The organism is Pseudomonas sp. 2725 (assembly GCF_050434585.1).
GTDB classification, from domain to species: domain Bacteria; phylum Pseudomonadota; class Gammaproteobacteria; order Pseudomonadales; family Pseudomonadaceae; genus Aquipseudomonas; species Aquipseudomonas jessenii.
The window spans coordinates 55729-80446 of the sequence record NZ_JBNDIV010000015.1; the positions used below are offsets into that span (position 1 = coordinate 55729).

Annotated in this window: 24 protein-coding genes and 1 pseudogene; 17 read left to right on the top strand and 8 right to left on the bottom strand. The window is 57.3% G+C overall.

What is annotated here, in order from left to right:
- Positions 1-122 precede the first annotated feature (122 nt).
- Positions 123-1016, top strand: a complete 894-nt coding sequence (locus ABIE16_RS28455) for a DMT family transporter (protein WP_056724342.1) — start codon at positions 123-125, stop codon at positions 1014-1016.
- 16 nt (positions 1017-1032) lie between these two features.
- Here the strand turns inward: ABIE16_RS28455 and ABIE16_RS28460 are convergent, their stop codons facing one another.
- Together ABIE16_RS28460 and ABIE16_RS28465 are read right to left on the bottom strand one after the other, a co-directional pair.
- Positions 1033-2073 (bottom strand): FUSC family protein, encoded by a 1041-nt coding sequence (locus tag ABIE16_RS28460; protein WP_429522451.1) that lies wholly within the window; start codon positions 2071-2073, stop codon positions 1033-1035.
- A 44-nt stretch (positions 2074-2117) separates the two neighbouring features.
- Positions 2118-3743 (bottom strand): NADP-dependent glyceraldehyde-3-phosphate dehydrogenase, encoded by a 1626-nt coding sequence (locus tag ABIE16_RS28465; protein WP_429522435.1) that lies wholly within the window; start codon positions 3741-3743, stop codon positions 2118-2120.
- Between the two features lie 263 nt (positions 3744-4006).
- On the opposite strand from ABIE16_RS28465, the gene ABIE16_RS28470 reads away from it, so the two are divergent.
- The 3 genes from ABIE16_RS28470 (at position 4007) to ABIE16_RS28480 (ending at position 7093) form a co-directional block, all read left to right on the top strand.
- Positions 4007-4393, top strand: a complete 387-nt coding sequence (locus ABIE16_RS28470; RefSeq protein ID WP_407516866.1) for a c-type cytochrome — start codon at positions 4007-4009, stop codon at positions 4391-4393.
- A gap of 22 nt (positions 4394-4415) precedes the next feature.
- A complete protein-coding gene (locus ABIE16_RS28475; protein ID WP_429522436.1) occupies positions 4416-5810 on the top strand; it encodes a D-arabinono-1,4-lactone oxidase in 1395 nt (464 codons plus the stop codon).
- Positions 5811-5884: 74 nt separating this feature from the next.
- The gene (locus ABIE16_RS28480; RefSeq protein WP_429522452.1) at positions 5885-7093 is read left to right on the top strand and encodes a DSD1 family PLP-dependent enzyme; all 1209 of its coding nucleotides are present in this window, start codon (positions 5885-5887) and stop codon (positions 7091-7093) included.
- Positions 7094-7218: 125 nt separating this feature from the next.
- Here the strand turns inward: ABIE16_RS28480 and ABIE16_RS28485 are convergent, their stop codons facing one another.
- On the bottom strand, positions 7219-8133 hold the full coding sequence (locus ABIE16_RS28485) for a SphA family protein (protein WP_429522453.1): 915 nt from the start codon (positions 8131-8133) through the stop codon (positions 7219-7221).
- Positions 8134-8371: 238 nt separating this feature from the next.
- On the opposite strand from ABIE16_RS28485, the gene ABIE16_RS28490 reads away from it, so the two are divergent.
- The 11 genes from ABIE16_RS28490 to ABIE16_RS28540 all read left to right on the top strand — a co-directional run bounded on the left by ABIE16_RS28490 (position 8372) and on the right by ABIE16_RS28540 (position 19130).
- Complete coding sequence (locus tag ABIE16_RS28490; protein WP_429522437.1) at positions 8372-9412, top strand: AraC family transcriptional regulator; 1041 nt, start codon at positions 8372-8374, stop codon at positions 9410-9412.
- Positions 9413-9645: 233 nt separating this feature from the next.
- Entirely contained in the window at positions 9646-10533 is an 888-nt protein-coding gene (locus tag ABIE16_RS28495; RefSeq protein WP_349736573.1) for a Dyp-type peroxidase, read from the top strand.
- Between the two features lie 16 nt (positions 10534-10549).
- Positions 10550-11518 carry a Gfo/Idh/MocA family protein gene (locus ABIE16_RS28500; RefSeq protein WP_429522438.1) on the top strand — a complete coding sequence of 323 codons (969 nt, stop codon included), beginning with the start codon at positions 10550-10552 and terminating at the stop codon, positions 11516-11518.
- 231 nt (positions 11519-11749) lie between these two features.
- Positions 11750-12502 (top strand): GntR family transcriptional regulator, encoded by a 753-nt coding sequence (locus ABIE16_RS28505; RefSeq protein ID WP_154859766.1) that lies wholly within the window; start codon positions 11750-11752, stop codon positions 12500-12502.
- Positions 12499-14229: a fumarate reductase/succinate dehydrogenase flavoprotein subunit gene (locus ABIE16_RS28510; RefSeq protein ID WP_429522439.1), complete on the top strand. Its 1731-nt coding sequence runs from the start codon at positions 12499-12501 to the stop codon at positions 14227-14229. Before ABIE16_RS28505 ends, ABIE16_RS28510 begins: the two co-directional genes overlap by 4 nt.
- A 24-nt stretch (positions 14230-14253) precedes the next feature.
- On the top strand, positions 14254-14499 hold the full coding sequence (locus tag ABIE16_RS28515; protein ID WP_008050632.1) for a 4Fe-4S dicluster domain-containing protein: 246 nt from the start codon (positions 14254-14256) through the stop codon (positions 14497-14499).
- Positions 14500-14712: 213 nt separating this feature from the next.
- On the top strand, positions 14713-16119 hold the full coding sequence (locus ABIE16_RS28520) for an ABC transporter substrate-binding protein (protein ID WP_429522440.1): 1407 nt from the start codon (positions 14713-14715) through the stop codon (positions 16117-16119).
- A gap of 146 nt (positions 16120-16265) precedes the next feature.
- Positions 16266-17048 carry an ABC transporter permease gene (locus ABIE16_RS28525; RefSeq protein WP_429522441.1) on the top strand — a complete coding sequence of 261 codons (783 nt, stop codon included), beginning with the start codon at positions 16266-16268 and terminating at the stop codon, positions 17046-17048.
- Entirely contained in the window at positions 17048-17896 is an 849-nt protein-coding gene (locus ABIE16_RS28530) for an ABC transporter ATP-binding protein (RefSeq protein ID WP_057714336.1), read from the top strand. Before ABIE16_RS28525 ends, ABIE16_RS28530 begins: the two co-directional genes overlap by 1 nt.
- On the top strand, positions 17893-18855 hold the full coding sequence (locus ABIE16_RS28535) for a HEAT repeat domain-containing protein (RefSeq protein WP_218497295.1): 963 nt from the start codon (positions 17893-17895) through the stop codon (positions 18853-18855). The genes ABIE16_RS28530 and ABIE16_RS28535 overlap by 4 nt, the downstream gene beginning before the upstream one ends.
- Complete coding sequence (locus ABIE16_RS28540) at positions 18852-19130, top strand: DUF971 domain-containing protein (protein ID WP_429522442.1); 279 nt, start codon at positions 18852-18854, stop codon at positions 19128-19130. The genes ABIE16_RS28535 and ABIE16_RS28540 overlap by 4 nt, the downstream gene beginning before the upstream one ends.
- A gap of 69 nt (positions 19131-19199) precedes the next feature.
- On the opposite strand, the gene ABIE16_RS28545 is transcribed toward ABIE16_RS28540, so the two are convergent.
- The 5 genes from ABIE16_RS28545 to ABIE16_RS28565 form a co-directional block, all read right to left on the bottom strand.
- Positions 19200-19919, bottom strand: coding sequence for an ATP-binding cassette domain-containing protein (locus tag ABIE16_RS28545; RefSeq protein ID WP_429522443.1), 720 nt, complete (start codon positions 19917-19919; stop codon positions 19200-19202).
- Entirely contained in the window at positions 19919-20662 is a 744-nt protein-coding gene (locus tag ABIE16_RS28550; protein WP_429522444.1) for an ABC transporter permease, read from the bottom strand. The genes ABIE16_RS28545 and ABIE16_RS28550 overlap by 1 nt, the downstream gene beginning before the upstream one ends.
- Positions 20663-20673: 11 nt before the next feature.
- Entirely contained in the window at positions 20674-21879 is a 1206-nt protein-coding gene (locus ABIE16_RS28555; RefSeq protein WP_429522445.1) for a YcaO-like family protein, read from the bottom strand.
- 773 nt (positions 21880-22652) lie between these two features.
- Complete coding sequence (locus ABIE16_RS28560; protein WP_429522446.1) at positions 22653-23534, bottom strand: McbB family protein; 882 nt, start codon at positions 23532-23534, stop codon at positions 22653-22655.
- 78 nt (positions 23535-23612) lie between these two features.
- On the bottom strand, positions 23613-23795 hold the full coding sequence (locus ABIE16_RS28565) for a hypothetical protein (RefSeq protein WP_191626145.1): 183 nt from the start codon (positions 23793-23795) through the stop codon (positions 23613-23615).
- Between the two features lie 474 nt (positions 23796-24269).
- Between ABIE16_RS28565 and ABIE16_RS28570 the strand changes: the two are divergent.
- A pseudogene (locus ABIE16_RS28570) lies at positions 24270-24425 on the top strand (gamma-butyrobetaine hydroxylase-like domain-containing protein); the annotation flags it as partial.
- Positions 24422-24640, top strand: coding sequence for a hypothetical protein (locus tag ABIE16_RS28575; protein WP_429522447.1), 219 nt, complete (start codon positions 24422-24424; stop codon positions 24638-24640). The pseudogene ABIE16_RS28570 and the gene ABIE16_RS28575, both read left to right, overlap by 4 nt.
- Positions 24641-24718 lie beyond the last annotated feature (78 nt).

The window sequence follows — 24718 nt, forward strand, 5'->3', positions numbered from 1 at the left end:
TTAGGCATTTTTCCAAAAAAGCCTTGATAAAAAAGGCAGATCAAGAGTTTAGCCTGCTTTTTGCTCTGGAGTAGCCCCTGGGTGCATTGGCATACTTTGGCCACAAACACAGGAGTCTGATTATGGACAAAACCCTACGCCGCGGTTCGTTCGAAATGACGGCCGCCATGCTGATCTCCGGCACCATCGGCTGGTTCGTGCTGGTGTCCGGGCAACCGGTGCTGGATGTGGTGTTCTGGCGCTGCCTGTTCGGAGCTGGCACCTTGTTGCTCATTTGCGCGGCTTTCGGCTTTCTGCGCCCCGGCATTCTGACCCGCACCACGTTCCTGCTCGCAGTGCTCAGCGGTGTGGCGATCGTCGGCAACTGGGTGCTGTTGTTCGCGTCCTATTCCCGGGCGTCGATTGCCATCGGCACCGCCGTCTATAACGTCCAGCCGTTCATGCTGGTCGGGCTGGCGGCGTTGTTCCTCAACGAAAAGATTACCGCGCAGAAACTGACCTGGCTGGGCGTTTCGTTTCTCGGGATGTTGGCGATTGTCAGTGCCCATGGCAGCCAGGGCGAAAGCGGCAGCGATTACCTGATGGGCATTGCCTTGGCGTTAGGCGCGGCGTTTCTCTACGCAATTGCCGCGTTGATCATCAAGCGCCTGACTGGAACCCCACCGCATTTGATCGCGCTGATCCAGGTCAGCACAGGTGTGCTGTTGCTCGCGCCCTTCGCGAATCTTTCGGTGCTGCCGCAGGCGCCAAGCGCGTGGGCCAGCCTGGTGACGCTGGGTATGGTGCACACCGGCGTGATGTATGTGTTGTTGTACGGCGCGATTCAAAAACTGCCGACGGCGTTGACGGGCGCGCTGTCCTTCATCTACCCGATCGCGGCGATTTTCGTGGACTGGTTTGCCTTCGGTCATCGCCTGGAGCCACTGCAATGGATTGGAGTCGCGGCGATTCTGTTGGCCGCTGCCGGCATGCAACAAGGCTGGTCGCTGAAGTTTCGGCGCACGGTGACGCCTTGAGTACCAACCAGGGGCGTCAGATGTTCCAGCGCGGCGCGCTCTTGGCCAAGCGCTGGCGCATCTCCCCGACGTTGGCGGCCAGTTGCCGGGTCAGCAAACGATACCCGTCCAGCGCGTTGTAGACCGGCGCATCAAGGCTGACAAGCGGCACATCCACGGGGCGATTGAGCCGCTGGGCGGCGCCTGATTTCAACGCCCGGGCCATGCCGATCAATTGCACGCGAATCTGTCGATGCTCGGCTTTCAATGCCGTTTGCATCAGCGACATCGCCTCGAGGTCATTGGCATCCGGTCGGGTATTGCCGAGGATTTCCAGGGTGCTGACGCACATGCGCAGGTTGCGCTGAAGGGCATCGAGTTCGGTCATGGAAATCTTCACTTCCTTGGACACCGAGGGCATCAGTGAACGAAGTTGCACCATCGCCGCGTTCAGGCGAGTCATGAGCTTGAGGTGTTCGTCGGCGGTGATGGCCTGGCCGTCAATGATGCGCCCGTAGACTTTCGCGCAATCACGCAGCGCATCGGCCAGGTTGTAGCGCCAGGAATAAACCGCGTACAGCGGCAGGGCAAAGGAAAACGCCAGGGCCAGGGCAATGCCGATCAGGATATCCACCCCGCGCCACAAGCCATCGGTGACCGGGTTGTCGCCGTGCCCCGCGACGATGAACACGGTAATCGCCGACAGCAGCGCCGTGTAACCACCCTTGCCGATGGCGTGATACGAGAAAAACCCGCAGACCACCGACATCGCGAAATAGGTCAGCCAGGGCATCCCCAGCCAGGCCTGTTGTGCCACCAACACCAGGCCGACACCGGCGCCGATCAAGGTACCAATGGCGCGCTCGGCGGCTTTCTTGCCGATGTTGCCGTGGTGCTGCAAGCCGCCTATCACCACCAGCATGGTCACCGACGCCCACTCACCGTGGGGCAGATTGATGCCGGTGGTCAGCAGGATCGTCGCCAGCAACCCGAGCGACACCCGCACCGCATGGATCACCCGGGCATGGCGGTAGCGCCGGTACGGGTCCAGTAACGGACGCAGCAATCGGCGCAACAGCGGTGGCAATCGTTGGGCTCTGGATGTACTCAGGCTGGCTCTCCTCAGAAGATGTAGTCGGTGGTCAGGAAGCTCGAACTGCGGCCGCTGATGATCTCGCTGATCAGGTCTTTGTTGGTCTCCTGGAACTTGGTCGCCACCAGGGTGCGGATCGAAAACACCCGCAGTGCGTCATGGACCGACAAGGTGCCTTCGGCCGAGTTCTTGCGACCATTGAAGGGATAGGTGTCCGGGCCGCGCTGGCACTGGGCATTGAGGTTGATGCGCCCGACCTGATTGGCGAAGGTGTCCACCAGCCGGCCAACCGCCACCGGGTTGGTGCCGAAGATGCTCAATTGCTGGCCGAAGTCCGACTCCAGCACGTAGTCGATCACGGTATCCAGATGACGGTAGGGCACGATGGGGATGACGGGGCCGAACTGTTCTTCCTGATAAACCCGCATCTGCGGCGTGACCGGGTACAGCACCGCCGGGTAGAAGAATGACGCACGAGCCTCGCCACCGTTGGGGTTGACTACCTTGGCGCCTTTGCTTTCGGCATCCGCCACCAGTGCATGCAGATAGTCGACCTTGCCCGATTCCGGCAGCGGTGTCAGGGCTACGCCACTTTCCCAGGGCATGCCGGGTTTGAGGTTGGCGAGCCTGGCATTGAATTTGTCGATGAAGGACTCGACCACGTCTTCGTGGACAAACAGGATCTTCAGAGCGGTGCAGCGCTGGCCGTTGAATGACAGCGAACCGGTCACCGCTTCACTGACCGCGTTGTCCAGATCCACTTCCGGCAGGACGATGCCCGGGTTTTTCGCATCCAGGCCCAGCGCCGCGCGCAAGCGGTGGGGTCTCGGATGGAGTTTTTTCAGGTCACTGGCGGCCTTGTTGGTGCCAATGAAGGCAAAGATGTCGATCTTGCCGCTGGCCATCAGCGCACTGACCGTCTCGCGGCCGCTGCCATAGATGACGTTGATCACCCCGGTCGGAAAGCTGTCGCGGAAGGCTTCCAGCAGCGGGCGAATCAGCAGCACGCCGAGCTTGGCCGGCTTGAACACCACGGTGTTGCCCATGATCAGCGCCGGGATCAGCGTGGTGAAGGTTTCGTTCAACGGATAGTTGTAAGGCCCCATGCACAGGGCCACGCCCATCGGCACGCGACGGATCTGGCCGAGGGTGTCCTGTTCCAGTTCGAAACGGCTGGAGCGGCGATCGAGCTCCTTCAGGGCGTTGATGGTGTCGACGATGTAGTCGCAGGTGCGGTCGAACTCCTTTTCCGAGTCCTTGAGGTTCTTGCCGATTTCCCACATCAGCAACTTGACCACGGCGTCGCGCTGCTCGCGCATGCGCCCGAGGAAGGTTTCGACGTGCTGGATGCGTTCGGCCACGCGCATGGTCGGCCACAGGCCCTGGCCACGGTCGTAGGCACGGACCGCTGCGTCCAGAGCGGTCAAGGCGGTGTCGGCATCCAGCAGCGGTGTGCTGCCGAGGATCACCTGTTCATCGCCATTCGGGCCTGCCAGGTATACCGGGCTGCGGACCAGGGCCAACGGCCCGTTCCAGGTTCTGAGTTGGCCATCGACCAGGTACTCGCGCTGCTCGGTCTGGCCGTCAAGGCGGTACTTTTCCGGGATCTCGGCGGGGCTAGGGAACAGGTTCTGGAGAATATTGGCTGTGGTCATGTCGCTACCCCTCTGGATTGGCTGATGCACTGGTGAATCGTTTTAGCAGACCTCAGCAACGCTTGTCATGACTCATCTCAGGGTTTTGCCGAACAGCATGATGTCCGGGGACTTGTCGGTGCCTTGCGTCATGGCCTCAGAAGCGCCCCTTGTTGGCCCCCAATGCCCTCAACCTGCCCGCGCGGGGTGCCTTAATGTTGACTCTCCTTGATCACAACAAAAAAGTGCACCCGGCTGGCCGGGCAGCCATTGAGAGGACAGCCATGCGGGCAAGCCGATTAACTGAAAAGCCTAGCCTTTGTTTGGCCTTGGTGGGCTGTGTCTTAGCGGCGTTGCTTGCAGGGTGCGGCAAAGAGCCGAACAACCCGCCGACCCGCAGCGAAGCAGGTGCCGCGAGACCCGCCGACGCGGAACTCGCGCAGGTCTACGACAACAGCTGCAAGCTTTGCCATGCCAATCCGGCGGCCGGGGCGCCGCTGACCGGCGATATCAAGGCCTGGCAACCACGGGTATTACAGGGCGCCGACACGCTGCTCGATCACGCGATCAACGGTTACAACGGCATGCCGCCGATGGGGATGTGCATGCAGTGTTCGCAAGAACAGTTCCTGGCGCTGATTGCCTTTATGTCCGGCCAGCAAATCCAATAACAAGAACGGCAGGGTGCGATTCATGACGATGGACCTGACACGGCGTCAGTTGTTGCAACGTGCGAGCGTCATTGGCGCCTTTACCGCGCTCGGCTCAACGCCGGCACTGGCCGAGCTGCTGCGCGCGCCACGCCTGATTCCCTGGCGCAACTGGTCGGGAGGCCAGAGTTGCCTGCCGGCGGCGCGGTTGGCGCCCAAGAGCCTGGATGAGTTGACGCAAGTGGTGCGCCAGGCCCCCGGCAAGATTCGTCCGGTGGGCTCGGCGCATTCCTTCAGTGCGCTGGTGCCCACCGACGGCACCTTGCTGTCGCTGAGCTATTTCACGGGTTTGCTCGATCACGATGCGAAAACCCTGCAAGCCGAGTTCGCCGCCGGCACGCCGATGTCACGTATGGGCACGCCGCTCAAGGACATCGGCCAGGCCCTGCAAAACATGGCTGATATCGATTACCAGACCCTTGCCGGCGCGATCTCGACCTCGACCCACGGCACCGGCAAAGACTTTCAATCGTATTCGGCGCATGTCTGCGGCTTGCAGTTGGTGGCCGCCAACGGCGACGTGCTGGACTGCGATGCCAGCCGCCATCCTGAAGTGTTCAGTGCCGCGAGGGTGTCCTTGGGCGCGTTGGGCGTGGCCACCAGGGTACGCCTGCAAAACCGCCCGGCGTATCGATTGCGGGAGCGCCAATGGATCGCTAAAACCGAAGAGTTACTGGAAGACCTGGACAAGAACACCCGGGAAAACCAGCACTGGGAAATGCTCGTGGTGACCCATTCCGACTACGCCTTGTCGATCGCCCTGAACGAAACCGGCGACCCGGCTACACCACCGGTCCCGGCGGATGAGGAGGGCGGCAACGAGTTTGTCACGCTGATCGAGAAGCTCGACAAATACGCCAGCGACTTCCCGGGCCTGCGTCGCACGATGCTCAACAACTTGCGCCACCTGGCCAGTTTCGATGACCGGGTGGGTGACTCGTTCGACATCTATGCCAACGTGCGCACGGTACGTTTCAATGAAATGGAATACTCCGTGCCGGCCGAATACGGCCCAGCCTGTTTGCGCGAGATCCTCAAACTGATCCAGGACAAGGACCTGCGCACCTGGTTTCCGATCGAGTACCGTTACGTCAAGGCCGACGACATTCCCCTGAGCATGTTCGAAGGTCGCGACAGCTGTTCGATCTCGGTCCACCAGCATTACCAGATGGATCATCACAACTTCTTCGCCGCCATCGAGCCGATTTTCTGGAAGTACAACGGCCGCCCGCACTGGGGCAAGTTGCACACGCTGAATGCGAAAAACCTGCAGCCGCTGTACCCGCGCTGGCAGGAATTCATCCAGGTGCGGCAGGCGCTCGACCCCAGCGGCAAATTTCTCAACGCGCACTTGTCATCCATTCTGGGGGTGAGCTGATGGCCGTCAATCGCCGCAATTTCTTGCTCGGCACCGCCGGTGTCGGCGCCTTGTTGGTGGGTGTCGGGGCGTGGCTGCGGCCGGGTGACCGAGGCGCGCCGTACAGCGATTACTTCCTTGCGCTGAACCGCGAACTCAAGGACCACGGCCCGATGCGACCGGTGATGCTGATCGACCTTGATTGGCTGGATCACAACATCGATGTGGTGATGCAATCGGTCAAGCGCGCCGGCAAGCACCTGCGCCTGGTGGAAAAGTCACTGCCGGCACCGGGGCTTCTGGCCTACATCGCCCAGCGCGCCGGTACGCAACGGCTGATGTCGTTTCACCAACCGTTTCTCAATCATGACGCGGTGCAGTTTGCCGAGGCCGACATTCTGCTGGGCAAGCCGCTACCGGTGCGTTCGGCCGAGTTGTTCTATCAGTCGCACAAGGGACCTTTCGACCCTTCGAAGCAATTGCAATGGTTACTCGATACGCCGCAACGCTTGCAGCAATACCTCGCCCTGGCTCAAGGGCTGGGCACGCGAATACGGGTGAACATCGAACTGGATGTCGGGCTGCATCGCGGTGGCGTCAGCGACCTTGGCGTACTCGGGCAGATGCTGGCGCTGATCAGCCAGCACCCGCAGCACCTGGAATTCGCCGGGTACATGGGCTACGACCCGTTCGTGGGCATGGGCGTGCCGGGGATCCTGGGCTCGCCCGAGGAGCTGTTCGCCAAGGTAATGGTGGTTTACAACCGCTGCGTCGATTTCACCCGTCAGCAATACCCCGGTCTGTGGCGCGAAGGGCTGACCCTCAATACGGCCGGCAGCCCGAGCTATCGGATGCATGAACACGAACAGCTCAGCAGCGAAGTGTCGGTGGGGACGGGGCTGCTCAAGCCCACTCATTATGATTTGCCATCACTGGCGGAGCATGTGCCGGCCGCTTTTATCGCCACGCCGGTGCTGAAAAGCACCGGGGCTGTAAACATCCCGGCGCTGGATGGCAAGTCCAGGCTGTTTTCCTGGTGGGACACCAATCAGCGCGAGACGTATTTCATCTATGGCGGTAACTGGATGGCGGAGTTCGAATCGCCAGCGGGGTTGCAGAGCAATGGCGTGTATGGCCGCAGCTCGAACCAGGAAATGGTCAATGGTTCGGCGGCGGTGGGGCTGACGGTGGAGGACCAGGTGTTCTTGCGGCCTGCCCAGACGGAGTCGGTGTTGTTGCAGTTCGGGGATTTGCTGGCGGTTCGGGGTGGGCGGATTGTGGATAGCTGGCCTGTGTATTCCTGAAGTTTTTCAGTGTTTGTTCCGCCGTCATCGCGAGCAAGCTCGCTCCCACAATTTGGAATGCATTTCCCAGTTGGAATGCATCCCCCCCTGTGGGAGCGAGCTTGCTCGCGATGGCGTCAGTTCAGTCAAAACGCATACGGAATGCTGACCTTGGCCCAAAGCATTTCCCCTTCAGGCCGGTTTTCCACGTCGAACTCCTTGGCCCAGCGAATCTCCGCGCTGGCGTATTCGAGAAAGGTCCAGTGCAGTGCCGGACCAATGGCAAACACCTGGCCGCGTACCCCGTCGTTCACGTCCTGGCCATTGAACTGCACGGTGTGGCCGAACTGTTTGTCGTCGGTGGTTTGCTTGAGGTAGTAGCCGTTCAACCCGAGCATCAGGTCGTCGGTGATCTTGAAACTGGCGGAATAATCGAAGTGGAAAATCTGCCCCGACTTGTAGTCGGTGTCCTTGTTTTTCTCGTTGAAACTGTAGGTGGTCTTCATCGACACCTCGGTTCTGTCCGTCGGCAGCCAGGTGAAGGAGAACAACGGTTTGTAGGTGTAGAAGTTGTTGCTGGTGTTGGCCAGGCGGTCAACGCTGTACTCGCCGGTCGGCACGGTGATTTCGATGGCGGCGCCGAGGGTCAGGTTTGGACCCATGTCCCAGAGGATGATCGGCGCGACCGTGGTGTCGCCCATGCCTTCGCGGGTGTCCTGCAAGCCGAACACCGAGACTTCCTGCTTGAGCCAGGGCTGCGCGATGTAGCCGGCCAGCCGGCCGCCAAACACGCGCACCGGGCTGAGGTAATCCAGGCGCGGAATGACCGCCGTGGACTCGATCTCGACGTTCGGCACCTTGCCGCCGAGCGAGCTGATATTGAGCTTCGTGGCTTTGTAGTGGTTGTAGTAGAGGTTGAACGCAACCATGTTGTCCGGAAGGCTGTCGGACGAAAGCGGCAACACGAAAAAGCCGTCGGTGCCGGTGCCGATGTTGTCCACGCCAGTCTCGGTGGCCAGTGCCGGTTGCAGGGCGCAGACGCCGGCCAGGCCAATGACCATCAGGGGGAATGTCGTGCGGGTCGGGATCATGGGTGTACTCATTATTATTGTTGTCGGGCTGTCCGGCATCCATACGAGGGCCGCAACATAGAAATAAGCTGTCTGTGCCCTGCAAGGCAGGGTATTGGCGGCCATTTAGGGGGACTTCTGCGGACAGTCTTTGAGCCCTGTGCTAACTTCCTTCGACATAACCGGTTACAAAAATAAGAATGCAGCTCGACCCGGAATGTATAGCCCCATGCAAATGAAAGTGATCGATCCCACCTTTGAACTGGCGCTGGTGTCGCCGTTCCTCCTGCACACCCTGGCCGAAGTCGCCGAGCAAAAAGGCATCCACCCCGAGAGCCTGTGCCGAGGGTTGGGCTTTGACTTTGAAGACCTTCAGGACCCCGCGCAGCGTATTTCCTATCGCCAGGCCGTGGCCATGATTCAACGCGCGCTCAAGGCCTTGCCCAATCAGGGGCTGGGCTTGTGGGTCGGCGCGCAGAATGTGCTCGGCACGCTGGGGTTGTTGGGGCATGTGTTGTCGCTGTGCAAGACCCTGCGCGATGCCTTCGAACTGGGCATTCGCCATCAACACACCTCTGGCGGCATTGTCGTGTCGAGTGTGGAGGAGGCGGGGGATCGGGTGTTTATCGACGTTGAATGCCGCTTGCCGTTCGCCGACGTGCAGTTGTTCGCGGTCGAGGAGTTTTTCGCCAGCCTGCTGGTGTACGGCCGGGCGCTGGTCGGGGCGGATTTCAAGCCGACGGCCGTGGAGTTCGTGCATGCCGCGCCGGACTATCTCGGCGAATATTCGCGCCTGCTGGGGCCGGACGTGCGTTTCGGTTGCCTGCAAAACCGCATGGTGATCGATGCGTATTGGCTGGACGTTCAGTTGCCCAATCACCATTCCCTGGCCCTGCGTCAGGCCGTGAAATTGCTCGAACTGGAAGCCGCGCAGGTGCACCGGAAAATGGATCTGATCCAGGCGGTGGAACGGGCGATTGCCCGGGACCTGACCGAGGGCAGCCACATCGAGAAAATCGCCGGCGACCTGAACATGAGCAGCCGCACCTTGCGCCGCCGTCTCACCGAACATGCGCTGACGTTCGAAACGCTGCTGGAACAAGTGCGCCAGGCCCGCACCATGAGCCTGCTGGCCAACCCGGACATGTCCATCGAACGCATCACCGAGGAAGTCGGCTACAGCGACGTGCGCAGCTTTCGCCGAGCTTTCAGGCGCTGGACCGGCAAGAGCCCGAGTGCGTTCCGCAACGAAAGCCCCGGCGTGGTTTGATCTTCTGTGGCGAGGGGGCTTCTGTGGCGAGGGGGCTTGCCCCCGTTGGGTTGCGAAGCAGCCCCAAAACCTGGCGACTCGGTATGACTGAAAATGTAGGGGAGCGCTACGCGCTCCAACGGGGGCAAGCCCCCTCGCCACAGAAGCCCCCTTTGCCACAGGTTCCTGGCCTCTGACGGCACACAAACCCTCGTACTCCGGTTAAACTCCATGCTCTTTTTCAAGGAGTTCATATGAGTCATTACCAGCCGGGCATTCTCGCCACCCCCGTTCCGCCTCAAGCTCGCCATATGTTCTTCGCCCTCGAATCCGTTGCGGCACTGCCGGCCGCGCTCGACAACTTGATGCAACTGGTGGACGGGAAATCGGCTGTCGTCGGCTTCGGCGAGTCCCTGGTCAAGGCGCTGGATGGGCAGATCGAAGGCCTGCGCACTTTCCCGGCACTGACTGGCGTCGGCGTCGACAATCCGTCGACCCAACACGCGCTCTGGTGCTGGCTGCACGGTGAAGACCGTGGCGAATTGCTCAACCGCAGCAACGCCATCTCGGCGGCACTGGCCCCGGCGTTGCGCCTGGTGCAGATGAACGAAACCTTCCGCCACATGACCGGCCATGACCTGACCGGCTACGAAGATGGCACCGAGAACCCCCACGACGCAGCCGCCGTGACCGCCGCCCTGGTGGGTGAGGGCGCGGACGGCACGGTGGGTGGCAGCTTCGCCGCGATCCAGCAGTGGCAGCATGACTTGAAAGGTTTCCATGGGCTGTCGGCGGATGAAAAAGACAACATCATGGGTCGCCGCTTGAGCGATAACGAAGAGATCGACGACGCGCCGGTTTCCGCCCACGTCAAACGCACCGCCCAGGAAAGCTTTGCGCCTGAAGCCTTCGTGGTGCGCCGCTCGATGCCGTGGATCGAAGGTGACCGTGCTGGCCTGATGTTCCTGGCCTTCGGTTTTTCCCTCGACGCCTTCGAAGCCCAACTGCGCCGCATGAGTGGCCTGGAAGACGGCATCACCGACGGTCTGTACCGCATCAGCCGTCCGATCACCGGTGGCTACTACTGGTGCCCGCCGCTCAAGGACGGTCGACTGGACCTGCGCGCATTGCGCATCGGCTGAATAGCAAGGAGTGCCTATGAACCTGGTGCGCTGGGGCATGATCGGTTGCGGCAGTGTCGCTGAGCGCAAAAGCGGGCCGGCCCTCTACAAGGCGCCCGGATCGGCGTTGGTCGCGGTGATGGGCCGGCGCCTGGAAGCCGTCACCGACTACGCCACGCGCCATGGCATCGCTCGGGTCTACACCGATGCGCAGGCGCTGATCAACGATCCCGAGGTCGACGCGGTGTACATCGCCACGCCGCCCGACAGCCATCACGCCTATGCTTTGCAGGTGGCCGCGGCCGGCAAGCATTGCTGCGTGGAAAAACCGATGGCGCTGAATGCCGGACAAAGCCGTGAAATGCAGCAGGTGTTTGCCGATGCCGGGTTGCACCTGTTCGTGTCCTATTACCGACGTTCGCTGCCACGCTTCCGGCAAGTGCGGCAATGGCTGGAAGAGGGGCGGATCGGCGAGGTCCGGCACCTGAGCTGGACCCTCACCAAAGCCCCGTCGGCAGCGGACCGGAGCGGCACCGATAACTGGCGCACCGACCCGGCAATTGCCGGTGGAGGTTACTTCGCCGATCTGGCCAGCCATGGCCTGGACCTGTTTCAGTACCTGTTCGGCGATATCGTCGAAGTCGCCGGGTTCACCGCGCGGCAGGCCGGTTGGTACGCGGCCGAAGATGCCGTCAGCGCCACTTGGCGGTTTGCCAGCGGGGCACTGGGGATGGGCTGCTGGAACTTCGTTGCAGACCGTCGCGAAGACCGGGTCGAAGTGATTGGCAGCAAAGGCCGGATCACCTTTTCAGTGTTCGATGAACACCCGGTCGAACTGCACGCCGACGAGCATCTCAGCCTGAACATCGAGCATCACGCACATATCCAATGGCACCACGTATTGGGTATGAATGCGCATATTCGTGGCGAGACGCAGCACCCCGCCGTGGCCGAGCAGGCGCTGAAGACCGATTGGGTGATGGACCAGATTCTCAAGCGCCACTGATTTCTCAGATCACACACAATCCCCTGTAGGAGCGAGCCTGCTCGCGATGGTCGTCAACGATAACGCTGGAAGCCTGACACCCCACGGCGTTCTCGGGTTTATCGCGAGCAGGCTCGCTCCTACAGTTTTGGATTGCGTTGTGCATCTAACCTTATGCGCATTCGGTATTTCTCAACCCTGTCATAACTTATCTAAGATCACGTCATAACTCGTTATAACAAGTGATCTGCCATGACCGATAACGTTCTATCCCTGAGCAGCGTCCCGTTGCACACCCAGCTGCGAGATGTGCTGCGCGCCCGCATCCTCGACGGCGAATACCCGCAAGACAGCCAGATGCCTTCAGAAAGCGAGCTTGGTGCGTTGTTCAAGGTCAGCCGCATCACCGTGCGCCAGGCCTTGGGCGATCTGCAAAAGGAAGGGCTGATCTTCAAGATCCATGGCAAGGGCACTTTCGTCGCCAAGCCGAAAACTTTCCAGAACGTCAGCACCCTGCAAGGCCTGGCTGAGTCCATGACCGATCGCGGCTATGAGGTGATCAACCGCCTGCGCAGCTTCAAATTCATTGCCGCCGACAAGCTCGTGGCCGAGCGTTTGCAGGTCGCCGAAGGCGAGGTTGTGGCGCAGATCAAACGTGTGCGCCTGATCAATCGCGAGCCGGTTTCCCTGGAAATCACTTACCTGCCCAAGGCCATTGGCGAGCGCCTGGAAAAAGCCGACCTGGTCACCCGCGATATTTTCCTGATCCTGGAAAACGACTGCGGCTTGACCCTGGGGCACGCCGACCTGGCCATCGATGCGGTACTGGCCGACAGCGACCTGACCCACGCGCTGAACGTTGAACCTGGCTCGCCAATCATGCACATCGAACGCCTGACCCACGATGTCGACGGTCGGCCGCTGGACTTCGAACACCTTTACTACCGTGGCGATGCCTTCCAGTACCGCCTGCGGATCGACCGGGAAAAAGGGGAGCAGGCATGACCCGAAGCACTTTGGAGCAGGAATACGACATCGTCGTGATCGGCGGCGGCACCGCCGGCCCCATGGCGGCGATCAAGGCCAAGGAACGCAACCGCGACCTGCGGGTGTTGTTGATCGACAAGGCCAACGTCAAGCGCAGCGGCGCGATCAGCATGGGCATGGACGGCCTGAACAACGCGATCATTCCCGGCCACTCGACACCGGAGCAGTACACCAAGGAAATCACCATCGCCAACGACGGCATCGTCAATCAGGCCGCGGTGTACGCCTATGCCACCCACAGTTTCGAAACGATCGAACAACTGGACCGCTGGGGTGTGAAATTCGAGAAGGACGAAACCGGCGACTACGCGGTGAAGAAGGTCCACCACATGGGCGCTTATGTGTTGCCGATGCCGGAAGGGCACGACATCAAAAAAGTCCTGTACCGGCAGCTCAAGCGCGCGCGAGTGACCATTACCAATCGCCTGGTCTGCACCCGATTGCTGACGGATGAAGAGGGCGCGGTCAACGGCGTGATGGGCTTCGACTGCCGCACGGCGGACTTCCACGTGATCAAGGCCAAGGCCGTGATCCTCGCTTGCGGTGCCGCCGGACGCCTGGGGTTGCCGTCTTCGGGCTACCTCATGGGCACCTACGAAAACCCGACCAATGCCGGCGACGGCTACTCGATGGCCTACCACGCCGGGGCCGAACTGGCGAACCTGGAATGCTTCCAGATCAACCCGCTGATCAAGGACTACAACGGCCCGGCCTGCGCCTACGTGACCGGCCCCTTGGGCGGCTACACCGCCAACAACAAGGGCGAACGCTTCATCGAGTGCGACTACTGGAGCGGGCAGATGATGTGGGAGTTCCATCAGGAACTGGAAAGCGGCAATGGCCCGGTGTTCCTCAAGCTCGATCATCTGGCCGAGGAAACCATCCAGAACATCGAAGAGATCCTGCACAGCAACGAGCGTCCGAGTCGCGGCCAGTTCCACGCCAATCGCGGCACCGACTACCGCACGCAGATGGTCGAGATGCACATCTCGGAAATCGGTTTTTGCAGCGGGCATTCGGCGTCGGGGGTGTGGGTCAACGAGAAGGCCGAGACCTCGGTCAAGGGCTTGTACTCGGCTGGAGACATGGCTGCGGTGCCGCACAACTACATGCTCGGTGCGTTTACCTATGGGTGGTTCGCTGGCCAGAACGCGGCGGATTTTGTCGCCGGGCGTGAGTTTTCAGCGCTGGATGCCCAGCAGATCGAAACCGAAAAACAACGGGTCTACGCACCACTGGAGCGTGAGCACGGCCTGCCGCCAGCCCAGGTCGAATACAAGCTGCGGCGCTTGGTCAACGACTACCTGCAACCGCCGAAAGTGACGAAGAAGATGCAGATCGGCCTGCAACGCTTCAGCGACATCCAGCGTGATCTCGACCAGATCAAGGCGCACAACGCCCACGAGCTGATGCGCGCCATGGAAGTCAGCATGATCCGCGACTGCGCCGAAATGGCCGCCCGCGCTTCATTGTTCCGCGCCGAAAGCCGCTGGGGGCTTTACCACCATCGCGTCGATCACCCGCAACGCAACGACCGCGACTGGTTTTGCCATTGCCACCTGAAGAAAGACGAGAACGGTTTGATGAGCAGTTTCAAGAAAGCCGTCGAGCCTTACATCATCCCGCTCGATGCCGACGAGATGCAGGCCTACGACCGTCTGCGGGTCGGCGCGGATGCCGCCTGAGCATCACCCAAGAGAGACTGTGAAATGGCCTATCAAGCCCAGGAAATTTTCTTCCGTTCCAACGCCCCCGTCACCGTCGACGAGGACAAATGCATCGCCCACAAAGGCTGCACCGTGTGCGTCGACGTCTGCCCGATGGACCTGCTGGCGATCAACCCGGCCACGCAAAAGGCCTACATGGCGTTCGACGAATGCTGGTACTGCATGCCCTGTGAAAAGGACTGCCCGACGGGTGCGGTGAAAGTCGAAATCCCGTACCTGCTGCGCTGAAACACTGTCCCTGTGGGAGCGAGGCCAGTCGCAAGTCCTGCATACACCAGAAAAACCTGTGGGAGCGAGCTTGCTCGCGATGAGGCCCGCTCGAACAACCCAAAACGCCATCCGGCACCACCGGACGCCTGATTCAAGACACCCCTCGTTTCCCACCGCGCCCTGATCGTGGCGGAGACGAACATCCTATAAATGATTCGAGGGGAAACACTCATGATGTTGCGTGCAGCTTTGGCCGGTCTGGTACTGGCTTCATTCACCCTGTCGGCCTCGGCCGAAACCATCCGCATTGCCATCGGTACCCAGGACACCACCATCAACTGCGCCGCCGGCGGATTGTTGATTCGCGAACTTGGGCTGCTGGACAAATACCTGCCCCACGATGGCCCCTACAAGGACGCCCAATACGAGGTGCAGTGGAAAAACTTCACCAGCGGCGCCCCCCTGACCAACGAAATGGTGGCCGGCAAACTCGACTTCGGCGCCATGGCCGACTTCCCCGGCGCGTTCAACGGCGTGGCGTTCGAAACGGCGGGCAAGCACAGCCTGTTTATCAGCGTGCTGTCGGGCAGCATCAAGGGCAGTGGCAACGGCATCGTGGTGCCAAGCGCATCGGGTGTGCAGTCCCTGGCAGAGCTGAAGGGCAAGACCATTTCCGTGCCGTTCGCTTCCACCGCCCATGGCATGCTGCTGCGCGCCGTCGCGGCCCAGGGCTGGGATCCGCTCAAGGATGTGAACATCATCGCCCAGCCGCCGGAAGTCGCCGGCTCCGCATTGCAGGCCGGCAAGATCGATGCTCACGCTGACTTCGTGCCCTTCGCCGAACTGTTCCCCAGCCGCGGTTTCGCCCGCAAGATTTATGACGGTTCCCAGGCCAACGCGCCGACCTTCCACGGTGCGCTGGTCGATCAGGCCTATGCGAAAAAGTACCCGGAAATCGTCGTCGCTTACCTGCGGGCGAGTATCGAAGCCAACCAGCTGCTGGCGGCTGAGCCGGAGAAATACAGCGAGTTGATCGCCAAGGTCACCGGGGTCGATGCCGAGGTCAATTATCTGTTCCATGGCCCACTCGGTGTGCAGACCCGCGACCTGAGCTGGAAGCCGGAATACCGTCAGGCCGTGGGCACCGCCATCGATACCCTCAAGTTGTTGAAGAAGGCCGATCGCGGTCTGGATCTCAACACCTTCATTGACGACCAATACATCCGCGCCGCCTTCAAGGCCTCGAACCTGGACTACAGCGCGCAACTGGCCAGTTACGGGCAGGCGCCGCTCAAGGCTGTCGATGCCGCCAGCGGCCAAGCCATCACCGACTTCAGCCACGTGGCGGAAATCTGGGTGCGCGGCGAGCCGAAAGTCCGCCAGTACGCCTCGGCGCAAGCGGCGTTTGCCGCGCTGGCCAGCCTCAAGCAGGAAGGCCGGAGCATCCGCGCGGTGTACGCCCAGGCCAGTGACAGCGGGATCAAGCTGCTGGCGGATCAGGCGTGGTTTGCCACCGACGGGAAAGGGCAGCTGAGCGCGTTCCTGCTCAAAGGCCAGGCCCAACAGTTCGCCACGGCGCAGGGCGGCAAGGTCTTTGACTTTACCGATGCCACTGCCCAGGCCGTGGCTGTTCGCTAACAGCCGAAACACTACAGCCCCCTGTAGGAGCGAGCCCGCTCGCGAAAAACGTCCAGACAACGCGATCCGTCAGACAGCGCGCGTAATCGTTGGCGTTCTTCGCGAGCAAGCTCGCTCCTACAGGAGGTGGGTTGAGAGGAATAATTGTGTACCGATCATATTCACGCTGGATCCCCAGAGCCGCATCCTTGCTGCTCTGCCTGCTGTTCTGGCAACTCGCCGCCAGCTACCACTGGAACCTCGGCCTGGTGACCTTCGCCAACGTCCCGACACCCGTGGCGGTCATTGAAGCCGCCCTCGGCCTCGGCGACTCGGGCAAGCTCGCCCAGCACCTGGGCAGCAGCCTCGGCCGGGTGTTCGCCGGTTACCTCGCGGCGCTGATCATTGGTGTGGCCCTGGGCCTGGCCATCGGTCGCTCGAAATGGGCCGAAGATCTCTTGCTGCCGCCCCTGGAAGTGCTGCGCCCGATCCCGGCGGTGGCGTGGATTCCCCTGGCGATCCTGATGTTTCCCTCGTCGGAACTGTCGATGGTGTTCATCACCTTCACCGGCGCATTGTTCCCGATCCTGCTCAACACCGTGCACGGCGTCGAAGGCGTCGATCCACGGCTGATCGCCTCGGCGAAAAGCCTCGGGGCAGGGCGCCGGGCAATCCTGCTGGAGGTCGTTCTTCCGGGCGCTGCGCCTAGCATCATCACCGGCCTGGCCATCGGCATGGGCACCTCGTGGTTCTGCCTGGTGACGGCGGAAATGATCTCCGGCCAATTCGGCATCGGCTATTACACCTGGGAGTCCTACACCATCCAGAACTACGCCGACATCGTCGTCGGCATGTTGCTGATTGGCGTGCTCGGGATGGGCAGCAGCCTGTTGATCAAGCGTCTGGGCGGGCTTTTCACGCCTTGGCATCGACCACGAGGAAAAGCCTGATGAGCGTTTTTCAACACCTGGAAGGGCGTATCGACATTCGCGGGCTGTCAATCAGCCTGGGCGAGGGGGACGCGGCTTTCGAAGCGGTACAGGGCCTCGACTGCCAGATCGAGCCAGGGCAGTTCGTGTGCATTCTCGGGCCGTCCGGTTGCGGCAAGTCCACCTTGCTCGGCGCCCTGGCCGGCCACCTGCAACCGCGCACCGGCACGCTGAATGTCGATGGCGCAGCGGTGTCGGGCCCATCGCCCCAGCGCGGCATGGTGTTCCAGCAGCACACACTGTTTCCTTGGCGCACGGTGCGTGACAACGTCGCCTTCGGCCTGAAAATGCGTGGCGTCGGCAAGGCCGAACGGCACAAGGCGGCGGATGAAATCCTCGCCCTGGTGGGACTCGAAGGTTTTGCCGGGCGCTGGCCCGACCAGCTCTCCGGCGGCATGCAGCAACGGGTGGAAATCGCCCGGGTGCTGGTCAACCGTCCGCGCCTGTTGTTGATGGACGAACCCTTTGGCGCCCTCGATGCCCTGACCCGGTTGAACATGCAGGAACTGCTGCTGGACATCTGGACGCGCATCCGCACCACCGTGGTGTTTGTCACCCATGACATCGACGAAGCGCTGTTCCTCGCTGATCGCCTGTTGGTCATGAGCTCGCGCCCCGGGCGAATCATCGAAGACCTGCGCCTGGACTTCCCCAGGCCGCGCAGCACGGAACTGATGACCCGCCCTGAATTCTCGCACCTCAAGCGCCATTGCCTCGAACTCCTGCGCCACGAAGACGGTCGGCAACTGCCACGCTTGAATCCGCTCGGTCTTCCCCCTGAAAACAAACTGCCGCGATTTGCCCTATGACCTCACTATTCGATGTAACCGATAACGACGACATTCTTGCCCTGCAACCGCGCCTGACCGATGACGACCCCGGTGTACGCCGGATCGCGCTGATCGAACTGGCCGATCTCGAGGAGCCGGATGGCCTGCAGTGGTTGATCAATCGACTGGCCGAAGACCCGATTGCAGACGTTCGCGCCGAAGCCGCGCGGTTGCTGGAAGCCTGGGAGGATGAGCCCGTGGTCGAGGCGTTGTGCCAGGCGCTGACGGATCCATCCCCGGCGGTGCAGGCGGCCGCAGCGCAGAGCCTTAGCCTGCTCAAGAGTGAAGCGGCGGGCCGGGTCATTCTGCCGTGGACCGGGCATGCCGACAGCGGCGTACGCATCGCCGCGTTCAGGGCGTTGCGCGAGTTGCGTTGCCCCGATGCCGCCGATGCGGCTGCCCGGGCATTGGACGATGAAAGCGCCAGCGTGCGCCGCGAGGCGGTGGGCGTGCTCGGCTGGCTCAAGCAACTCGATGCCTTGCCGGCCCTGGCGCAGTTGGCCAGCGCTGACCCGGACACTGAAGTTCGGCGTGCCGCCACCGGGGCGTTGGGCCTGGCGTCTGACGCGCAGGTGCTGCCGGCCCTGCGCCAGGCCTTGCGCGACGCTGCCTGGCAAGTCCGCGAAGAAGCCGCCACCACCCTGGGCAAGGTCGGCCACCTAGACGCCGGCCCGGCCCTGATCGACGCCTTGGGCGACGATTACTGGCAAGTGCGTCTGCGCGCCACCCGCAGCCTCGGTCGCTTGCGTTATGGACCGGCGCTCGATGCGTTGATCGACACCCTCGGCCACCGCATCAGCAACCTGCGCAAGGAAGCCGCCCTGGCCCTCGGCGAATTGAACGACCCACGGGCCATAGCGGCATTGCAGGCCGCGCAGGACGACGGCGACCCGGAAGTGCGCAAGGCCGTGCGCATTGCCTTGAGTCAACTGCAATGAATCCGCTGGCGGTGGGTAATTCACGGAGCAGACAACAACTGCGCCTGAGTTGGCCGGATGGCCGCGAACAGTGGCTGGACCACGCCGAACTGCGCCGGCATTGCCCGTGTTCGCAGTGCCGGGCGTTTCGTATGCGGGGGCTGACGCCGATGGTTGATGGGCGGGTTCGGGTTATCGAATTGCACTCGCAGGGGTATGGACTGCAACTGGTCTTCAGCGATGGCCATGAGCGCGGGATTTATCCGTGGGCGTATCTTGCTGGACTTACCAACTGAATCGAATTCCATTCCTCATCGGGAGCTGTCGCGGTCTGTGGCAACTCCCCCGTGTGCGCATCCAGTTGCTTATGTTGCGAATAAAGGTTCAGTAACGGCTCGGATAAACGCATCGTCCACAGTCTTTACACCATACCGATGCATGAACTCACTACCATTGGTAAAGCGATTGAAGCGTTGCTGACTAATCATGTAAAAATAATCACAATGGTTAATTATCTCATCAACATTGTGCGAGGAAACAAGAATAGCGGTGCCTTCCCTAGCGGCACCATGAAGACATTGCCAAATATAGTGACGAAATTCTGGATCTACGCCGGCAGTAGGCTCGTCGAGAATCACGAAGTCTGCAGAAATTGAAAGAAGAGAGAGAGTAAAGAACCAGCGTGTCTCTCCGTAGCTGCATAACGATGATTTTTTGTTCCATATGTCTTGGTATCGGTCAACTATCGCAGGGCTCCACTCACTTAGTTTTTTTAAGGTTTTATCTTGTGTCATGGGCTCGTTTGATGACAGCGCAGTCACCATTTTAAAAATGTCACGCATGCGCAATGGTGGGGGAGTGGAAATGATTTGAGAAAGGTATAAAAAGTGCCTGAAATCGTTTTTTATTAAGCCGGACTTTGCTTTTTTAAGGTCACAAACGATATCGAAAAAAGTTGTTTTTCCAGATCCATTGGGCCCCAGAATGCCGACAATGTCGCCTTGAGCAACCTCAAGAGATGCCTGGGTCAAGAGGGGACTGTCTGTATAGGAGAAGTCAATTCTCTGCGCCGCGAATTTTTTCATCAGTATCGGCTCCATACGGGATTGATTCTTAGGTGTTTGAAGGTTTTGTGCAGTACTGAAATAAATAAAAGAATTATTGCAGTTGTAATGGATTTGTTGGGTTCAAGACCTTGTTCCATTATCTGGCTAGCAAGTGTTAGTGGGTTTGCGAGGTTCAAAGCGTCGGTAATGTGGTTTGATCTGCTGGCACTCATTACTCCGAGGATCAACATGCAGAACGAAAAAATGGAAAGCAAAGTGTTCGAGTTCTGAAAATTGATCGGTAGCAATGAGAATGCAGCCCCGAGAGCGCAAAACATCAAAAAACAGATGTAAAAGCGTAGTGCGATATTCAGCAGTTCATTCAGGTCGTAGTTTCCAAATGGAAACTTGGTCGTTAAGTAAAAGGTTGTGCAATAAGATATCGATATTAGCGAGTAGGCAATGAAGTGCGATAAAAGGAAAATCAGTTTTGATTCCTTGGAGTAAATAAATGATCGAGTGAATCCACTTTCCCTTCTTCCGATTATATAAAAGGCGAATCCGAATAATGCGACGCTTGAAGAGATGTAGGCATAAAACCATGCTGAAGTCGCAATGTAATTGCTGGAAAAATAATTTGGATCCTGTCTGGTTGTTGCAAAAAAATAGAACATCGCGCAAGGTGATATCATGATCCAAAAAAAGGCGATGGGTTCTTTTAATTGTTCTTTCATGAATATGGACGTTAGGGAAAAAACTCTGGGCACAATATTTTTAGTCATGGTTGATTTCTCTATGGGAATGGAACCATTGTTTCTTTTCTTTCGTTGTATATTTCGAAGCGAAAGGAGCTTGAATAGTCGTTGACTATGTTTATATTTTCCGAGTTGTTCATGTGCATGAACAGAGATGGTGAGGTGAATTTGCAGAATGTGTGGTTGGCTCCATCTATTTGAGTTGTTTTTATATAGAGGTATCCTTCGATATCCTTTTTTCTCAAACATTTAATCAGATTTTCAGTATCCAGTTTGCAGGGTGGATTTTTGTTGCGTGATGTATGTGGGTAGTAGTTTAATTGTGATGTGATTTCCTCGAATGTTTTATAGTGGTTGCACTTTGCGAAGTGGCGGATATAGGAGTCCTTAAGAGAGTCTGGGTTGCCGTGTAAAATGCTGAATAAATTCATGAATCGAAATGTTTGCCATAGCTCTAGAATAGACTTGTTCAATGCCTCTGCTCGAGTTTCTGAGTAAGACATTCCCGCGCAGTAGTGAACATTTCTATCAGGGTCATTGTTTCCGTAAACTGTTAGTAGGCAAACTCCTGGGAAATCATCATCAGAAATGTCAATTGTTAATAGTTGTCCTGATTTTGTCAGTGCGTTGAATAAGCCATATGAAGGGAGCGCTTTTATCGTAGTTGATATCTCGGCTGGTTTGATCGTTCCTATGCATTGTTTGGTTAGCCAGAAACGAGTGAGAAATTGGCGTTCTATTGATTCTTTAATAGAACCAAGAACGGCAAGTTCTGGATTCCAATGAAAGCTACATCCACAAGTGTCACGACCTGGGTAGATGTTGTCATCGTCGCTGTTGTGGTGGGTCAGAGAGATACATACAGTCGGAATTGAACAGCATGAAAAGTCAGAAATACGTATGGCGGAGTTCATGTTAAATTTGCGACTCGCCAGGTTAGCTAGGTTTATGTTTTTCGCAGCGGTTTGACTGAACGCTTTGATAAAATTTCCGACCTCTTTTGGCGTAAGACCACTCTCTAGGGTCGAAAAGCTGTCGGGTAATATTTCTAAATAGAAGTGACGTCTCTCGAAGTATTCGCCCAAGGCGGTTTTTATTGATGTTGAGCTTGTGCCAATTCCTGACCCTATAGAGTTCCATTGATCGCCAATCTCTGTGCAAAAAGGGAAGTCGAAAATACATGGGGGCTGGCACCACATTTCCGAAGGTAGTGAGGGATCATTGCTGTAACTTGAAATTTTCAATTTAGCCTCCTATCAAGTGTACGCATGCAGGAAAAAATAGAGTTGGATTTAATCCGATGGCCTTACACAGCATGTTGTCGGTGTACCCAGACCATTGACGGCTTTTGATATTTAAATGTTTGCATTGAAGATCAACTAGCATGTATATTGATCCGGTTTCCATTAGCGCTAATCTGTACCCGCGATAACGATATTTGAATAGCGCTTTTGGCATATACATCACATATATTATGGCTAAGCTGGGATTTCCAATTTTGCTTCCCGTGGGCAAAATGGCCTCTTTTATTAGACTGGTGTCGTAGCTTCCCTGTATTATTTCAAATTTTCTTGAGTGTGGTAGTAGGTGTAATATTTTTTCAGGGCATGGCCATGTATTTTTAGGTGATAGGGAGCAGCAGAATATCTCCACTGAATATAATGCTCCTGCACTAGGGTATCCTCTTTTATGAGTGTTTTCGCCAATTCTTAATAGTGGGCTGATTAATTGCTTTATCGACTCGAATGTTATGTCTCGATCGTCGAAAAAGTCGCATGATTGATTTCGATGTAAAGTGCTTGTAGGCTCTAGTGCTTCGAGTGTCACCCCTTTCGTAGTGATATCCATATCGGGATATAATTGCAGTTCGTTACCTGTTAGCTCTGAAAGTAGCTGTGGTGGAAGGTTGTGCAGTAAGGAAATGTTTTGAACGCAGTCATGGATTGTGAAGTTGCCTTTGTTGTGGAATTCCAGGGTGTCCTCGATGACTTTCTGATCGAGGAATTTCAGATAGTAATCATGTGGGATATTTTTCATATTTAGATCTCAGGCAGGTACAGGAATGCCAGTGAGGACTCAATTCTTCTGTAATCAGTCCGCTGTTTAAATCTACAGTCATTGATGCAAGAGAGTTGTCTTGGTATCTGAAGCCTTGATTATGCTCCGTATGGAGCTTGATTTTTTTTGTCAGAGCACCTAATGCAAGATTTCTCTGCAGCAAGCTTAAGTTTGGCGCAGGTATCGTAATGTTTCGGTCAACACAAAAGTTCAATAGGGCAGACCAGGAGTTTCGACTTTCGTTTATTTTTTCATAATTCAATTGCCTCTCTACAAGACAAAAATGGCAGGCATTTCCAATGTTTTGGATGTATGGTTGACTTATACGAAAAACATCTCCGCTTAAATACGCTATTGAGATGGCACTGCTCGGAGACGAGTCAGCTAAACAAAAGTACAGATCTTTAAGTTTTGAGTAGTTGTACTGCATGCAGATTATTTTAATTAGAAATGCATTGCCTCTGGCTCGGTCAATTAAGGAGTCTATATCGTTCACTATTTCGTGATCGAATTTTACCTCTTGATCAATGATTGCTTCGAATTCTTCTCGGTTGCTCCAGTCATGTGCTATCAATACTTTTTTGAAGTATATCTTCGATGGTTGAATTTTTAGTCCAATGGCGAAATTCAAGAATGTATAGGTTTCTTTTAGTGGTAATTTTTGGGTGGATACCACCCTGTCGAAAAGTTCTTTTGGTATTTTTTGTGATTGTTGTTTTTTTAGCTCTTGCAGTACGTTTAATAGTTTTTTTGAGTCGGTTTTTGATGCTCCATTGGCAGATATTATTAGTGATTCATTAGGTAGGCTTATGATGTCAAATTCTGAGAATATCAGTTGCATTTATCTCCTCCTAAAGGATCTTTCGCTTTGAAAGATCCTTTTAACTTTGGAAGTTAGCAGAGAGTTTTACTATCTGTTTCAACTACATACCTCTACAGCCACCGGTACCACCACCGCCAGTGCCTCCTGCACCGCCACAGCCACCATTTCCCCCACCACTACCACCGCTGCATCCGCCACCCCCACCACATCCACCGCTGCCCCCGCAACCTCCTGCACTTCCGGAGCCACCAGCGACTTGCGGATTGGGGCTTGATCCAACATCATTTCTAAAATTGAATAGCACTTTTCCAAGTTCGTTGTTTTTCATTTTTTTTTACTCGTTGTGTTTGCCACTTGATATTAAGTGGTGCTGCAAGGATTAGTTGATTTTACTGTTGGGTGCAAGCGAGAGAATTTTGTGTTGTAGGGGGATTCCTGCATGCTTTTAAGATGCGTCCTACATGATGTTAGGAATCTTAGTGGCTTGGTTTGGTTTTAGTGTGGATAGTCTCTAGTGTGGAACTGTGGAATTCCTTTTTGAATCTGTATTTTAGTTTTCGGCAAGCAGAAATGATCCTGCTATGTTGAGTAGAATGTTTCTGTAGGAATAAATGTGCGTTTTGTACTTTTTTTATTGATTTTTATTTTCTTCAGGTGCTTGTTTTTTTAGAAAGGCGACGAACGGTAGACCTTGTTTTTTGATCGTCCGTTTTGTTCGAGTAAGGAGCGCTGGGCTTTACGTCTGCGGGTTATCGAGTTGCACGCCAGGGCTATGGCCTGCAACTGGTCTTCAGCGATGGGCATGAACGGGGGATTTATCCGTGGGCCTATCTGGCTGAACCGGCCTCCTGTAGGAGCTGCCGCAGGCTGCGATCTTTTTGCTCTGGTCTCAAGGAAGATTACTTATGATCTCCATTGCCGATCGCTTATCACCTTATGCCGAAGCGCTGAGCGTCTCGTCTTTTCGCAAGTTGCTCATCGGCCAAAGTCTCTCGATGGCCGGCGACGCTATTTGTCTAGCCGCACTGCCAATAGCGCTTATCCGGACCGGCTACGGAGGAGAAGTATTCGGTTTTGTTATGGCGGCAGTCGGGGTAGGGAGCGTGATTGAACTGGTCAAGTAATCCCGGACACCGGTTACGGTGTTTATGCCGCTTTTTGCTCCATGGCTATTGGCGACAGATAGTTGTTGTAGCTGTGGA

Excerpts from the sequence above, each read along its gene's own strand:
- ABIE16_RS28495 (WP_349736573.1), top strand. The coding sequence starts at position 9,646 with ATGAGTCATTACCAGCCGGGCATTCTCGCCACCCCCGTTCCGCCTCAA.
- ABIE16_RS28550 (WP_429522444.1), bottom strand. The coding sequence starts at position 20,662 with ATGACTAAAAATATTGTGCCCAGAGTTTTTTCCCTAACGTCCATATTC.
- ABIE16_RS28470 (WP_407516866.1), top strand. The coding sequence starts at position 4,007 with ATGCGGGCAAGCCGATTAACTGAAAAGCCTAGCCTTTGTTTGGCCTTG.
- ABIE16_RS28500 (WP_429522438.1), top strand. The coding sequence starts at position 10,550 with ATGAACCTGGTGCGCTGGGGCATGATCGGTTGCGGCAGTGTCGCTGAG.
- ABIE16_RS28490 (WP_429522437.1), top strand. The coding sequence starts at position 8,372 with ATGCAAATGAAAGTGATCGATCCCACCTTTGAACTGGCGCTGGTGTCG.
- ABIE16_RS28475 (WP_429522436.1), top strand. The coding sequence starts at position 4,416 with ATGACGATGGACCTGACACGGCGTCAGTTGTTGCAACGTGCGAGCGTC.
- ABIE16_RS28545 (WP_429522443.1), bottom strand. The coding sequence starts at position 19,919 with ATGAAAAAATTCGCGGCGCAGAGAATTGACTTCTCCTATACAGACAGT.
- ABIE16_RS28575 (WP_429522447.1), top strand. The coding sequence starts at position 24,422 with ATGATCTCCATTGCCGATCGCTTATCACCTTATGCCGAAGCGCTGAGC.
- ABIE16_RS28505 (WP_154859766.1), top strand. The coding sequence starts at position 11,750 with ATGACCGATAACGTTCTATCCCTGAGCAGCGTCCCGTTGCACACCCAG.
- ABIE16_RS28520 (WP_429522440.1), top strand. The coding sequence starts at position 14,713 with ATGATGTTGCGTGCAGCTTTGGCCGGTCTGGTACTGGCTTCATTCACC.
- ABIE16_RS28465 (WP_429522435.1), bottom strand. The coding sequence starts at position 3,743 with ATGACCACAGCCAATATTCTCCAGAACCTGTTCCCTAGCCCCGCCGAG.
- ABIE16_RS28560 (WP_429522446.1), bottom strand. The coding sequence starts at position 23,534 with ATGCAACTGATATTCTCAGAATTTGACATCATAAGCCTACCTAATGAA.
- ABIE16_RS28485 (WP_429522453.1), bottom strand. The coding sequence starts at position 8,133 with ATGGTCATTGGCCTGGCCGGCGTCTGCGCCCTGCAACCGGCACTGGCC.
- ABIE16_RS28515 (WP_008050632.1), top strand. The coding sequence starts at position 14,254 with ATGGCCTATCAAGCCCAGGAAATTTTCTTCCGTTCCAACGCCCCCGTC.
- ABIE16_RS28455 (WP_056724342.1), top strand. The coding sequence starts at position 123 with ATGGACAAAACCCTACGCCGCGGTTCGTTCGAAATGACGGCCGCCATG.
- ABIE16_RS28535 (WP_218497295.1), top strand. The coding sequence starts at position 17,893 with ATGACCTCACTATTCGATGTAACCGATAACGACGACATTCTTGCCCTG.
- ABIE16_RS28530 (WP_057714336.1), top strand. The coding sequence starts at position 17,048 with ATGAGCGTTTTTCAACACCTGGAAGGGCGTATCGACATTCGCGGGCTG.
- ABIE16_RS28510 (WP_429522439.1), top strand. The coding sequence starts at position 12,499 with ATGACCCGAAGCACTTTGGAGCAGGAATACGACATCGTCGTGATCGGC.
- ABIE16_RS28540 (WP_429522442.1), top strand. The coding sequence starts at position 18,852 with ATGAATCCGCTGGCGGTGGGTAATTCACGGAGCAGACAACAACTGCGC.